The following is a 13617-nucleotide window of genomic DNA, read 5'->3' as shown; positions in this document are numbered from 1 at the left end:
CGTGGGCGCCTTCCCGTCACCCCCGGTATGTTCGTGATCAGCTGATACGACATGGAGTGCGTGAATTGTCTCGAACAGCGATCGACAAGGACGACTGGGACGACGGCGACGGGGAGCGACCGCCCCCCGAGGACGACCGCGCCTTCCTGGGCCATCCCCGCGGCCTCCTCGCCCTCTCCGGCCTGGAGGTCTGGGAGCGGTTCTCCTTCCTCGGCATGCAGGCCATCCTCGTCCTGTACTTCGCCGCGGCCGTGTCGGACGGCGGCCTCGGCATGGCGGCCGGCACCGCCGCCTCCGTCTCCGCCGCCTACGGCACCCTCGTCTACCTGGTCTCGGTGGCCGGCGGCTGGCTCGCCGACCGGATCCTCGGCTCGTACCGGGCGGTCCTGTGGGGCGGCATCCTCATCGCCTGCGGCCACTACGCCATGGCGGTCCCCACCGCCGCGATGACCTGGGTCGGCCTCGGCCTGATCAGCGCCGGCACCGGCCTGCTCAAGCCGAACGTGGCCACCATGGTCGGCAAGCTGTACCGCACCGACGACGACCGCCGCGACGCCGGCTTCGCCCTCTACTACATGGCGATCAACATCGGCGCCTTCGCCGGACCGCTGATCACCGGCTGGCTCGCCGACCACGAGGGCTACCACTGGGGCTTCTCGGCCGCCGCCGTCGGCATGACCTTCGGCCTGATCCAGTACGTCGCCGGGCGCCGCCACCTCGCGGGCAAGCGGCACACCGCCGAGTTCCCCCTCGCGCCGGACGCCCTGCGCCGCGCGTGGCTCCTGATGGGCGCGGGCGCCGCGGTCGTCGCCGCGGCGGCCGTCGCGCTGGCGGCGGCGGGCTGGCTCACCATGGACCGGTTCGTGGACCTCCTGACGCTGATCTCGGTGATCGCGCCGGTCGTCTACTTCTGGGTGATGTTCACCAGCCCCCGGGTCACCGCCGAGGAGCGCGGCCGCCTCAAGCCGTACATCGTGCTCTTCCTGGCCTCGGTGGCGTTCAACTTCATCCTCTTCCAGGCGTACTCCACGATGATGCTGCTGGCCCAGTCCAACGCCCGCACGACCATCCTCGGCTTCGACTTCCCGCCCAGCTGGTACGCCTCCGCCCTCGGCGCCTTCGAGGTCGCCCTGGCGCCCGTGGTGGCCGCCGTCTGGGCCCGGATGGGGCACAAGCAGCCGCACGCCTCCAACAAGATCGCCTTCGGCGTGATCCTCGGCGGCCTGTCCTTCCTCCTGATGGTCCTGCCGACCTCGGGCCACGCCGACGACACGTACGAGATGGCGGCCTGGTGGATCGTCGGCTCCTACCTCCTGCTCGGCCTCGGCGACGTGCTCCTGGAGACCTCCGGCATGTCCGCCACCAGCAAGCTCGCCCCCAAGGCGTTCTCCAGCCAGACCATGTCGCTCTGGTTCCTCTCCCTCGCCCTCGCCAACGGCATCCAGGCACAGACCGTGAAGCTCTACGACGACGTCTCCAAGCCCGCCTACTTCGGCGTCAACGGCGCCATCGCCGTCGCCGTCGGCCTCGCCGTGATCGCCCTGGCGCCCTGGCTGCGCCGCACCATGCACCCCGTCCACTGAGGTGACCCGATGACGAAGATCCGTACCGACTTCCCGTACGAGACCCGGCACGAGGACATCCGCATCCCGCTGCCGGACGGCACCAGGCTGTACGCGCGCGTGTGGCGGCCGCTCACCGACGAGCCCGTCCCCGCCCTCCTGGAGTACCTGCCCTACCGGCTCACCGACTGGACCGCGCCCCGCGACTGGCAGCGCCACCCCTGGTACGCGGGCCACGGCTACGCCTCCGTCCGGGTGGACGTCCGCGGCCACGGCAACAGCGAGGGCCTGCCCGGGGACGAGTACGACGCCACCGAGCTCGCCGACGGCGTCGCCGTCGTGAACTGGCTCGCCGAGCAGCCCTGGTGCACCGGCAAGGTCGGCATGTTCGGCATCTCCTGGGGCGGCTTCAACAGCCTCCAGATCGCCGCCCTCGCCCCCGAACCGCTCAAGGCGGTCGTCACCGTCTGCTCCACCGACGACCGCTACGACAACGACGTCCACTACATGGGCGGCTCCGTCCTCGGCGTCGACATGCACGCCTGGGCCGCCACCATGCTCGCCTTCGTCAGCCGCCCCCCGGACCCGCGGTACGCCGGCGAGGAGTGGCGGGAGCTGTGGCTGCGCCGCCTGGAGGCCGTCGAGCCCTTCGTCCACACCTGGCTCTCCCACCAGACCCGGGACGACTACTGGAGGCACGGCAGCGTCTGCGAGGACTACTCCGCGATCCAAGCCGCCGTCCTCGCCGTCGGCGGCTGGCACGACCCGTACCGGGACACCGTCCTCCGTCTGGTCGAACACCTCCCCCAGGACCGGGTCCGCGGCATCATCGGCCCCTGGTCCCACCAGTACCCCGACCGCGGGCTGCCACCCGGCCCCGCCATCGGCTTCCTCCAGGAGACCCTCCGCTGGTGGGACCACCACCTCAAGGACGCGGCCGGGTCCGACAGCGCCTCCGCCGCCGACGACGCCATGGCCCAGCCGCTGCTCCGCGCCTGGATCAGCGAGTCGCACCCGCCGGCCACCGTCTACGCCGAGCTGCCGGGCCGCTGGGTCGCCGACCCCTCCTGGCCCTCGCCGCACGTCACCCCGGTCACGTACGGCTTCCAGGGCGAGCACGTCGTCGTCGACTCGCCGCAGCAGACCGGCATCGACGCGGGCCGCTTCTTCCCCTTCGGCAACGACGCCGACCTGCCGCCCGACCAGCGCGACGAGGACGCCCACTCGGCCTGCTTCGACTTCCCCGTGCCGGCGGAGTCCGACGGCGGCACCCCGATCGAGATCCTCGGCCGCCCCTCGGTCGGCCTCCGCCTGATGACACGGGCACCCACCGGGCAGATCATCGCCCGGCTCTGCGACATCGCCCCGGACGGCTCCTCCACCCTGGTCACCCGCGGCGCCCTGAACGTCTCCGCCCGCTACGGCCGCGACCGGGCCGTCGACGCGCAGCCCGGCGAGTGGGAGACCTACCGCTTCGAGCTGAACGGCATCGGACACACCTTCCCGCCCGGCCACCGGGTCCGGCTCGCGATCTCCTCCGCGTACTGGCCGTGGATCTGGCCGCAGCCCGACGCGGCCGGCTTCACCCTCGACCCGGCCGGCTCCTCCCTCACCCTTCCGGTCCGCGCCCACACGGACGACACGGTGTCCTTCGAGGAACCCGAGCAGTCCCCGCCGCTCGGCGTGTCGTCCCCGTCGACCCTGCGGACCCCCGAGGAGACCCGCCCCGAGCGGCTGGTGCTCCGGGACGTCGCCAAGGGCGAGTGGACCCTCCAGGTGGACCCGAAGTACGGCGGCACGCGCGTGTACCCGGACGGCCTGGAGTTCACCGAGGACGCCGTGGAGACCTACACGATCGCCGAGGACGACCCGCTCTCCGCCCGCACCCGCTCGGAGTGGCACATCCGGCTGCACCGCCCGGAACTCGCCTGGGACGTCACCATCGACACCCGCTCCGAGATCAGCTGCGACGCCGACTCCTTCCACACCTCCGACGAGGTGGTGTGCAAGGAGGGCGGCGAGGTCGTCTTCCACCGCACCTGGGAGAAGCGGATCCCCCGCACGGCGGGCTGAGCCCTGGGCCGTACGGGGGATCGCGGGGGTGCGGGTGACTCCTAGGCGCCGGCCTTGCGGCGGCGGGCCAGGAACAGCGCGCCCACGCCGAGGGCGAGGGCGGCGCCGGCCGCCGCCGCGAGCTTCGGCATGGCGTCGCTCGAACCGGTCTCGGCGAGCTCACCGTTCACCGAGGTGTTCGAGGAGCCGCCCTGCGCGGTGGTGTTGTTGCCCGTCGTGCCCGTCGTGCCCGACGTGGCCGCCGGGGTGGGGGTGGACGTCGACGGGGACGGCTCCGGGGACGGGGACTCGGTCTCCGCGGTCGGCTTCTCCGACGGGGTCGGCTCGCCCTTGTCGGTGCCGGTGACGTCGAACCACGCCTCGACGGTCTTGTCGCTGATGCCGCAGGAGCGGTCGTCGTTCTCGTACATCGCCGAGGCGTGCAGCACGCCCTGGTTCAGCGGCGCGTCGCCGTCGACAGTGACCCGCAGCTTGACCTCGGACGTGTGGCCCTTGTCGATGCCGCCGAACTCGGCGGTGTCGAACTCGTCGGTCAGCGGGGTCCACTCCAGGACGTCCTCGGAGGACCACTCGACCGTGGCGCGCTCGAGGGCCGGCGGGTGCTCCGGGTCCAGCTCGTCCTCGTCCGGGGTACCGAAGATCGCGACGCCGGGCCACGCCTGGACGTCGTCCAGGGGGCGGTCCGAGACGTTGGTGAGGGACAGCGTGAAGACGCCGCTGCCGCCGGCCGCGATCTTGTCGGGTCCGGTGAGGGAGAAGGAGAGCGAGGAGTCCTCCTTGCACCCCTCCCCGATCGACTCCCAGAACTCCAGGTCCTCCTTGGCCTGGGCGAGCTCCTCCTCGGCGCTCTCCAGCTGCTTGCCGAGGCGGGTGTACTCCTGGGTCAGCGCCACGTGGGCGTCGATCAGGGCCTCGTCGGCGGCGTCGAAGCGCTCCTTGGCGGTCTTCTCGGCCGCCGTGGCCTCGTCCCGCTTCTTCACCGCGTCCTCGACGGCCTTCGTGGCGTCGGACTTCTGCTGCTCGGTGGAGGCCGGGTCCTCGGTGACCTTCTTGAGCTCGGCCTCGGCCGCGGTCACCGCTTGGACGGCGGTGGCGCCGGCGGCCTTCGCGTCGTCGTACGCCTGCTTCGCGGCGTCGTACTCGGCCTGAACGGCCGCGTCGACCTTCTTCTCGTCGATGTCCTTCAGCAGCTTCGCGCGCTTGTCCTTGAGGTCGTCGACCTTCGCCTGCGCGGTCTTGACGGCCTCTTCCAGCTCCGCGATGGTCGGGACTTCGTCGTCCTCGTGGTCGGCGGTGCCGGCGGTCTGCTTCTGGGACGGCTTCGGGGTGTCCGCGACGGCCGTGCCGGCGGACAGGAACACGACCGGCGTCGTGACGGCGGCCGCCACGGCGGTCGCGAGAATACGGCGGATCTTCACGTAGGGACCTTTTCCTGGTCAGGGAAGAAGAGAGTGCGGCGCGCCTGCGGCAGTCCTCACGCGGGGCGACACCGCCATGATCGTATGGCGCGGAACAGCCCTTCGACAGGGGCGTTTTCGCAGCTCGGGCGCGGAGTCGCCGCCACCTCGCGGACGAATCCGGCCAATCCCCGCAGTTGCCCACGGAGCCCCCGGTTTCTCTGTGATCCATGTCATCCTCGCCCGGCGGCCCGCCCCGTAACGTGTCCCTCACCCATCATCGAAAGCGAGGCACGCACCGATGTCCGAGCACAGCCCGCTCGACCTGGCCGAGGGCGACCCCTTCGGCCCGCACAACCTCCCGTACGGCGTCTTCAGCACCGCCGACGAGCCCGGCCGCCGCCGGCTCGGCGTCCGGATCGGCGGGCACGTGCTGGACGCGGGGGCCGCAGCGCACGCGCTCGGCTCCCCGTACGCCTCCCTCCTGGCGCGGCCGAGCCTCGACCCGCTGCTCGCCGCCGGGCGGACCACCTGGCGGGACGTCCGGCGCGCCCTGACGGCGTGGGTGACGGTCCCGGCGCACCGCGCCGAGATCGAGCCGCTGCTGCACCCCCTGGACGCGGTGACGCTGCACCTGCCGTACACGGTCGCCGACTACGTGGACTTCTACGCGAGCGAGCACCACGCGACCAACGTGGGCCGCATGTTCCGCCCCGACGGCGAGCCGCTGACCCCCAACTGGAAGCACCTGCCGATCGGTTACCACGGCCGGGCGGGCACGGTCGTGGTCTCCGGCACGGACGTGGTGCGCCCCTCGGGGCAGCGGAAGACGCCCGCCGACGCGGCGCCGGTCTTCGGCCCGTCGGTGAAGCTGGACATCGAGGCGGAGGTCGGCTTCCTCGTCGGCACCCCGTCGGAGCTGGGCCGCCCGGTGCCGCTCGCCGCCTTCCGGGACCACGTCTTCGGCCTGACGCTGCTGAACGACTGGTCGGCCCGGGACGTGCAGGCGTGGGAGTACGTGCCGCTGGGCCCGTTCCTCGGCAAGTCCTTCCAGACCTCGGTGTCGGCGTGGGTGACGCCCCTGGAGGCCCTGGACGCGGCCCGTACCGCGCCGCCGGCCCGGGACTTCCCCCTCCTGCCGTACCTGGACGACGCGGCGGAGGAGGAGCCGGGCGGCTTCGACGTGCGGATCTCCGTGGAGATCAACGGGGAGGTGGTGGCGGAGCCGCCGTTCTCCACCATGTACTGGACGGCCGCGCAGCAGCTCGCCCACATGACGGTGAACGGCGCCTCCCTCCGTACCGGCGACCTCTACGGCTCCGGCACGGTCTCCGGCCCCGAGGTCGGCCAGCGCGGCTCGCTCCTGGAGCTGACGTGGAACGGCCGGGACGCGATCGAACTCTCCGGCGGCAAGCGGACGTTCCTGGAGGACGGCGACGAGGTCGTCCTCACCGCGTGGGCGCCGGGCCCGGACGGCACGAAGGTGGGACTCGGCGAGGTCCGGGGCCGGATCGCGCCCACGCCCTAGCCGACCCGCCACAGGGCGGGGACGTTCGGCGGCTCCCAGCCGGCGATGGCGGTGTGGGCCTGGAGGCACACGTAGCCCACACCGCCGTACGTCACCCTGTCCCCCGCCGTGTACGTCCGTCCGGCGGCCCAGGTGCCGCCGGGCGGCGCGGTGGTCGGCGTGGGGGTGGGCGTCGGGCCCGGGTCCTGCTTCACGTCGAGCACGAAGTCGAAGGCGGCCTCCCGGCCCCCGCCGCCGTCCCTGACGGTCATGAGCAGACGCGGGTCGAAGAGCGAGTCGGTGTTGTTCCGGGGCTCGTTCGGGAAGTACAGCTGCGTGGTGAGGACCGGCCATCCGGGCGCCTGCACCTTGACGTGGATGTGGCGGGTCCGCCCGGGGTAGAGCCCGGGGACGATGGTGGTGAGCTTGAACGCCCCGTCCGCGCCGGTGAACTGGTGCCCGCGGAACTTGAACCCGGTGTTGTCGTAGGCGCCGTTGACGTCAGCCTGCCAGAAGTCCAGCAGGACCCCGGATATCGGCCGGCAGGCCCGCCCGAAGACGTAGCCGCTGACCGTCAGCCGCGTGCCCGGCCCGTCCGGCATGCTGGAGCGCAGCGGCGAGTTGGGCTTGAAGTACGGCCCCTCCATCTGCGGCGGGGTGGGGTCGTCGCCGTCGTCGCAGGTCGGGGTGAGGTCGAGGGCGGTCCCGCTGTCGCCCAGCGTGCGGGCGAGCGCCGGGACGCCCATGAGGACGGCGGGCGCGGCCATCCCGGCCGCCAGCGCCGCCCGCAGCACGGCCTTGCGGGTGACGTGCCCGGTGCTGGTGGTGCTCTCGGTGTCCATGTGCCTGGCTCCTCAGGTGGGGGCTGGGGTCGGCACGAACCTACGAGCTCCCCTCCGCGCCTTCGATGGACGGAACGGGGCGGTCGTGGTGTTTTCGAAAATCCCCCGGGCTGCGCCCGACCTCCCGCCGGAAGAACCGGCAGAAGTAGGCGGGATCCTCGAACCCGACCCGCGCGGCCACCTGCCGCACGGACAGTCCGGTGGCCACGAGCAGCCGCTGCGCCTCCCGCACCCGGGCCTCCCGCAGCAGGGCGGCGGGCGTCCGCCCGGTGGCCTGGCGCACCACCTCGGTCAGGTGCCCGGGGGTGACGCCCAGCCGCTCGGCGCAGGCGCGTACGGACATCCCTTCGGTGGCCCGCCCCGCGAGCCCGAGGAACTCCTCGGCGAGCCCCCGCGCCGGCCCGACGACCCGCCCGCCCGGCACGCGGGCGGCCCGCACGAGCAGGACGTGCAGCAGCGAGCGCAGCACCCCGGCGAAGCCGTCGTCGCCGTGCCGGTACTCCTCGGCCAGTTCCTCCATCAGCAGCGAGGTCCGCGCGTGCGCGGCGTCGTCCAGGTCCGCCCACGGCCGCTCCCCGAGGCGTCGCAGCAGCGCCAGGTCGTCCGCCCCGTCGACGAGGAACTCGGGCGTGAACAGCACGAGCGAGCCCTCCAGACCGCGCACGCCCTCCCAGCGGTGCACCTGGCCCGGCAGGATCACCCCCAGCTGCGGCGGCCGCACGGCGTACCGTCCGGTGTCGATGACGTGCACCCCGCTGCCCTCGACGACGTGCACGATCTCGTAGAAGGTGTGCCGGTGCGGGTAGTCGGCCCGGGACATCGGCCCCATGGCGTCGAACCCGCCGGCCGCGAAGGGCACCTGCTCGGGCAGCCGCAGTTCCAGCCGGTGCACCGGCGGCTCCCCCTCCCGGGGCGCCTCGCACGGCACCCCGGGTAAGACCGTCGTCCCGCGCACGGAATCCCCTCCCCGACAGGTACAGACCATTCGCCCCGCCCACGATCCCACGCGGACCGCCGCCTGTCAGGAGGACCCGGAGGCCTCCCCCCGGACACGCGGAAGGGCCCGGCTCGCCCCCGAGCCGGGCCCTGTCCGCGGGTGTTCAGCGCACGAAGACGCTCGCCTGGCTCGCCAGGTCCAGGAAGTACTGCGGCGCGAGGCCGAGGACCAGGGTGACGACCACGCCCGCGGTGATGGCGAGGGTGGTCATGATCGAGGGCACGGCGACCGTGGGGCCGTCCGCCTTCGGCTCGCTGAAGAACATCAGCACGATCACCCGGATGTAGAAGAACGCCGCCACCGCCGAGGCGATGACGCCGACGACCACGAGCGCGCCCGCGCCGCCCTCCGCCGCCGCCTTGAAGACCGCGAACTTGCCGGAGAAGCCGGAGGTCAGCGGGATGCCGGCGAAGGCGAGGAGGAAGACCGCGAAGACGGCCGCGACCAGCGGCGAACGGCGCCCCAGACCGGCCCACTTGGAGAGGTGGGTGGCCTCGCCGCCCGGATCCCGCACCAGCGTGACGACGGCGAAGGCGCCGATGGTCACGAAGGAGTAGGCGCCCAGGTAGAAGAGGACGGACGAGATGCCGCTCGGCGTCGCGGCGATGACGCCCGCGAGGAGGAAGCCCGCGTGCGCGATCGACGAGTAGGCGAGCAGCCGCTTGATGTCGGTCTGGGTGATGGCGACGACCGCGCCGCCGAGCATCGTGACGATCGCGACGCCCCACATGACCGGGCGCCAGTCCCAGGTGAGGCCGGGCATCACCACGTACAGCAGGCGGAGCAGCGCGCCGAAGGCGGCGACCTTGGTGGCGGCGGCCATGAAGCCGGTCACCGGGGTCGGGGCGCCCTGGTAGACGTCCGGGGTCCACATGTGGAAGGGGACCGCGCCGACCTTGAAGAGCAGGCCCGTGAGGAGCAGCGCGAAGCCGATGAGCAGCAGCACGTCGTTGCCCATGGTGTCGGCGAGCGCCGGGTTCACGGAGGCGACGGCGCCGTCGACGACGTCGGCGATGGCGGCGTACGAGACGGAGCCCGCGTAGCCGTAGAGGAGGGCGATCCCGAAGAGCAGGAAGGCCGAGGAGAAGGCGCCGAGGAGGAAGTACTTGACCGCCGCCTCCTGGGAGAGGAGGCGCTTGCGGCGGGCGACGGCGCAGAGCAGGTAGAGCGGGAGGGAGAAGACCTCCAGCGCGATGAAGAGGGTCAGGAGGTCGTTGGCGGCCGGGAAGACCAGCATGCCGGCGATCGCGAAGAGCGCGAGCGGGAAGACCTCGGTGGTGGTGAAGCCGGCCTTGACGGCCGCCTTCTCGTGGTCGCCGCCGGGGACGGCGGCGGCCTCGGCGGCGAAGGAGTCGACCCTGTGGCCGTGGTCGGCCGGGTCGAGCCTGCGCTCGGCGAAGGTGAGGACGGAGACGATCGAGGCGAGCAGGATCGTGCCCTGGAGGAAGAGGGCGGGGCCGTCGACGGCGATGGCGCCCATCGCCGCGATGCCGGCCTTGGTGGTGCCGAAGCCGCCGGCCGCGAGGCCGACGACGGCGGCGAAGGAGGCCGCGAGCGCCAGGACCGAGAGGAAGACCTGGGTGAGGTAGCGGCCCCTTCGGGGCACGAAGGCCTCGACGAGGATCCCGAGGATCGCCGCGCCGACGACGATCAGCACCGGGGCGAGCTGGGTGTACTCGATCTTCGGTGCCGGGATCTTGTTCAGCGGCTCGGCGGCCGTCGTCCACAGGCTGTGGACAGCGAGGGCGTTCACTTGGCCGCCTCCACGTTCTGGACGGGGACTTCAGGGGTGGGGTCGGTGCGCTGGACGTCCGACATGGTGTGCCGGACGGCCGGGTTGACCACGTCCGTCAGCGGCTTCGGGAAGACGCCGAGGAAGATCAGGACGGCGATGAGCGGGGCGACCACCGCGAGCTCGCGCGGCCGCAGGTCGGGCATCGTGCGGACCTCCTCCTTCACCGGGCCGGTCATCGTCCGCTGGTAGAGGACGAGGACGTAGAGCGCGGCGAGGACGATGCCGGTGGTGGCGACGATCCCGGCCACCGGATAGCGGGCGAAGGTGCCCACCAGGACCAGGAACTCGCTGACGAACGGGGCGAGTCCGGGCAGCGACAGGGTCGCCAGACCGCCGATGAGGAAGGTGCCGGCGAGGACCGGGGCGACCTTCTGCACACCGCCGTAGTCGGCGATGAGCCGCGAGCCGCGCCGGGAGATGAGGAAGCCGGCGACCAGCATCAGGGCGGCGGTGGAGATGCCGTGGTTGACCATGTAGAGCGTGGCGCCCGACTGGCCCTGGCTGGTCATCGCGAAGATGCCCAGGATGATGAAGCCGAAGTGGGAGATCGACGCGTAGGCGACCAGCCGCTTGATGTCACGCTGGCCGACCGCGAGCAGCGCGCCGTAGACGATGCTGATCAGGGCGAGCACGATGATCGCGGGGGTGGCCCACTTGCTCGCCTCGGGGAAGAGGCCGAGGCAGAAGCGGAGCATCGCGAAGGTGCCGACCTTGTCGACCACCGCGGTGATGAGGACGGCGACCGGGGCGGTCGCCTCCCCCATGGCGTTCGGCAGCCAGGTGTGCAGCGGCCACAGCGGCGCCTTCACCGCGAAGGCGAAGAAGAAGCCGAGGAAGAGCCACTTCTCCGTGGCGGACGCCATCTCCAGCGAGCCGTTCGCCCGGGCCTCGGCGATCTCCGTGAGCGAGAAGTTCCCCGCGACCGTGTAGAGCCCGATGACGGCGGCCAGCATGATGAGCCCGCCGACCAGGTTGTAGAGGAGGAACTTGACCGCCGCGTAGGAGCGCTGCGCCGCCGCGTTCTCGTCGGAGCCGCTGTGCGCGCGGTCGCCGAAGCCGCCGATGAGGAAGTACATCGGGATGAGCATGGCTTCGAAGAGGATGTAGAAGAGGAAGACGTCGGTGGCCTCGAAGGAGAGGATCACCATCGCCTCGACCATGAGGATCAGGGCGAAGAAGCCCTGCGTCGGCCGCCACCTCTTCGAGGAGGTCTCCAGGGGGTCGGCGTCGTGCCAGCCGGCCAGGATGATGAAGGGGATCAGCAGCGCGGTGAGCGCGATCAGCGCCACCCCGATGCCGTCGACGCCCAGTTCGTAGCGGACGCCGAAGTCCCTGATCCAGGAGTGGGACTCGACCAGCTGGTAGCGGTCGCCGCCCGGCTCGAAGCGGGCGAAGACGAGACCGGCGAGGACGAGCGTGACCAGTGAGACGGTCAGCGCCAGCCACTTGGCGGCGGTGCGGCGGGCGGCGGGCACGGCGGCGGTGAGGATCGCACCGACCGCCGGTACCGCTGCCGTCAACGTCAGAAGGGGAAAGGACATCGGCGTCACACCGCCCTCATCAGCAGGGTCGCGGCGATGAGAACCGCCGTACCGCCGAACATGGAGACCGCGTACGAGCGGACGTGGCCGTTCTGGAGCTTGCGCAGCCGGCCGGAGAGGCCGCCGACGCTCGCCGCCGTGCCGTTGACCACGCCGTCCACGAGGGTGTGGTCGACGTAGACCAGCGAGCGGGTCAGGTGGGTGCCGCCGGTGACGAAGACGGCGTGGTTGAAGTCGTCCTGGAGCAGGTCGCGGCGGGCCGCCCGGGTGAGGAGCGAGCCGCGCGGGGCGACCACCGGCACCGGCCGGCGGCCGTACTGGAGCCAGGCCAGGCCGACGCCGATCACCATCACGGCGACGGTGGCGGAGGTGACGGCCATGGCGCTGATCGGCGGGTGGCCGTGCTCGTAGTCGGTGACGGGCTTCAGCCAGTTCACGAACCGGTCGCCGACGCCGAAGATCCCGCCGGCGAAGACCGAGCCGAAGGCCAGCACGATCATCGGGATCGTCATGGACCTCGGGGACTCGTGCGGGTGCGGCGGCTCGCCCTTCTCGTCGGGCTGCCAGCGCTTCTCGCCGAAGAAGGTCATCAGCATCACGCGGGTCATGTAGTACGCGGTGATGGCGGCGCCCAGCAGGGTGACCCCGCCGAGGATCCAGCCCTCGGTGCCGCCCTTGGCGAAGGCCGCCTCGATGATCATGTCCTTGGAGAAGAAGCCGGACAGGCCCGGGAAGCCGATGATCGCGAGGTAGCCGAGGCCGAAGGTGACGAAGGTGACCGGCATGTACTTCCGCAGGCCGCCGTACTTCCTCATGTCCACCTCGTCGTTCATGCCGTGCATGACCGAACCGGCGCCGAGGAAGAGCCCGGCCTTGAAGAAGCCGTGCGTCACCAGGTGCATGATCGCGAAGACGTAGCCGATCGGGCCGAGGCCGGCCGCCAGGATCATGTAGCCGATCTGCGACATCGTCGAGCCGGCGAGGGCCTTCTTGATGTCGTCCTTGGCGCAACCGACGATCGCACCGAAGAGCAGCGTGACGGCGCCGACGATGGTGACGACGAGCTGGGCGTCCGGCGCCGCGTTGAAGATGTCGGCGGAGCGGACGATCAGGTAGACGCCGGCGGTGACCATGGTCGCCGCGTGGATGAGGGCCGAGACCGGGGTCGGGCCCTCCATCGCGTCCCCGAGCCAGGACTGCAGCGGCACCTGGGCCGACTTGCCGCAGGCCGCGAGGAGCAGCATCAGGCCGATCGCGGTGAGCGTGCCCTCGGAGGCCTCGCCGGCCGACTCCAGGACGGGGCCGAAGGCGAAGGTGCCGAAGGTGGTGAACATCAGCATGATCGCGATCGACAGGCCGATGTCACCGACCCGGTTGACCAGGAACGCCTTCTTCGCGGCGGTGGCCGCGCTGGGCTTGTGCTGCCAGAAGCCGATGAGGAGGTACGAGGCGAGGCCGACGCCCTCCCAGCCGAAGTACAGCAGGAGGTAGTTGTCGGCGAGGACCAGCAGCAGCATCGCCGCGACGAAGAGGTTCAGGTAGCCGAAGAAGCGGCGGCGCCGCTCGTCGTGCTCCATGTACCCGATCGAGTAGACGTGGATGAGCGTGCCCACGCCGCTGATCAGCAGCACGAAGGTCATCGACAGCTGGTCGAGCTGGAAGGCGACGTCCGCCTGGAAGCCCTCGACGGGGATCCAGGTGAACAGGTGCTGGTACATCGCCCGGTCGTCGGCGCTCCTGCCGAGCATGTCGGCGAAGAGCACGAGACCGATGGCGAAGGAGGCGGCCGCGAGGAGCGTGCCGAGCCAGTGCCCGGTCTTGTCGAGCCGGCGGCCGCCGCACAGCAGGACGGCCGCTCCGAGCAGGGGCGCCGCGATGAGCAGCGCAATCAGGTTGTCCACGG

At 71.6% G+C, this 13617-nt stretch carries 9 protein-coding genes; 3 read left to right on the top strand and 6 right to left on the bottom strand.

The features are described 5' to 3' along the window. Nucleotides 1-65 precede the first annotated feature (65 nt). Nucleotides 66-1583 carry a peptide MFS transporter gene (locus ACF1BN_RS18735; RefSeq protein ID WP_392332703.1) on the top strand — a complete coding sequence of 506 codons (1518 nt, stop codon included), beginning with the start codon at nucleotides 66-68 and terminating at the stop codon, nucleotides 1581-1583. Nucleotides 1584-1592: 9 nt separating this feature from the next. Beyond that, nucleotides 1593-3635, top strand: a complete 2043-nt coding sequence (locus tag ACF1BN_RS18730) for a CocE/NonD family hydrolase (protein WP_392332702.1) — start codon at nucleotides 1593-1595, stop codon at nucleotides 3633-3635. Between the two features lie 41 nt (nucleotides 3636-3676). Here ACF1BN_RS18730 and ACF1BN_RS18725 read toward each other — a convergent pair whose 3' ends face one another. Continuing rightward, nucleotides 3677-5053 carry an LAETG motif-containing sortase-dependent surface protein gene (locus tag ACF1BN_RS18725; protein WP_392332701.1) on the bottom strand — a complete coding sequence of 459 codons (1377 nt, stop codon included), beginning with the start codon at nucleotides 5051-5053 and terminating at the stop codon, nucleotides 3677-3679. Between the two features lie 280 nt (nucleotides 5054-5333). Between ACF1BN_RS18725 and fahA the strand changes: the two genes are divergently transcribed. After that, nucleotides 5334-6560: a fumarylacetoacetase gene (gene fahA, locus ACF1BN_RS18720; protein ID WP_392332700.1), complete on the top strand. Its 1227-nt coding sequence runs from the start codon at nucleotides 5334-5336 to the stop codon at nucleotides 6558-6560. Here fahA and ACF1BN_RS18715 read toward each other — a convergent pair. The 5 genes from ACF1BN_RS18715 to nuoL form a co-directional block, all read right to left on the bottom strand. Continuing rightward, the gene (locus tag ACF1BN_RS18715) at nucleotides 6557-7381 is read right to left on the bottom strand and encodes a carbohydrate-binding protein (protein ID WP_392332699.1); all 825 of its coding nucleotides are present in this window, start codon (nucleotides 7379-7381) and stop codon (nucleotides 6557-6559) included. The genes fahA and ACF1BN_RS18715 overlap by 4 nt on opposite strands. Nucleotides 7382-7421: 40 nt before the next feature. Next, nucleotides 7422-8336, bottom strand: a complete 915-nt coding sequence (locus ACF1BN_RS18710; protein WP_392332698.1) for an AraC family transcriptional regulator — start codon at nucleotides 8334-8336, stop codon at nucleotides 7422-7424. Between the two features lie 145 nt (nucleotides 8337-8481). Continuing rightward, complete coding sequence (nuoN, locus tag ACF1BN_RS18705; protein WP_392332697.1) at nucleotides 8482-10131, bottom strand: NADH-quinone oxidoreductase subunit NuoN; 1650 nt, start codon at nucleotides 10129-10131, stop codon at nucleotides 8482-8484. Further along, a complete protein-coding gene (locus ACF1BN_RS18700) occupies nucleotides 10128-11714 on the bottom strand; it encodes an NADH-quinone oxidoreductase subunit M (RefSeq protein ID WP_387270953.1) in 1587 nt (528 codons plus the stop codon). The genes nuoN and ACF1BN_RS18700 overlap by 4 nt, the downstream gene beginning before the upstream one ends. A 5-nt stretch (nucleotides 11715-11719) precedes the next feature. Next, on the bottom strand, nucleotides 11720-13615 hold the full coding sequence (gene nuoL, locus ACF1BN_RS18695) for an NADH-quinone oxidoreductase subunit L (RefSeq protein ID WP_392332696.1): 1896 nt from the start codon (nucleotides 13613-13615) through the stop codon (nucleotides 11720-11722). Nucleotides 13616-13617 lie beyond the last annotated feature (2 nt).

It is taken from the genome of Streptomyces sp. NPDC014861, assembly GCF_043081625.1.
Classification (GTDB): Bacteria; Actinomycetota; Actinomycetes; order Streptomycetales; family Streptomycetaceae; genus Streptomyces.
The sequence above is the reverse complement of the archived record's forward strand: the minus strand, read 5'-3'. Positions and strand labels throughout refer to the sequence as shown.

Coding starts and splice junctions, on each gene's coding strand:
- ACF1BN_RS18730 (WP_392332702.1), top strand. CDS start 1,593: ATGACGAAGATCCGTACCGACTTCCCGTACGAGACCCGGCACGAGGAC.
- fahA (WP_392332700.1), top strand. CDS start 5,334: ATGTCCGAGCACAGCCCGCTCGACCTGGCCGAGGGCGACCCCTTCGGC.
- ACF1BN_RS18715 (WP_392332699.1), bottom strand. CDS start 7,381: ATGGACACCGAGAGCACCACCAGCACCGGGCACGTCACCCGCAAGGCC.
- ACF1BN_RS18700 (WP_387270953.1), bottom strand. CDS start 11,714: ATGTCCTTTCCCCTTCTGACGTTGACGGCAGCGGTACCGGCGGTCGGT.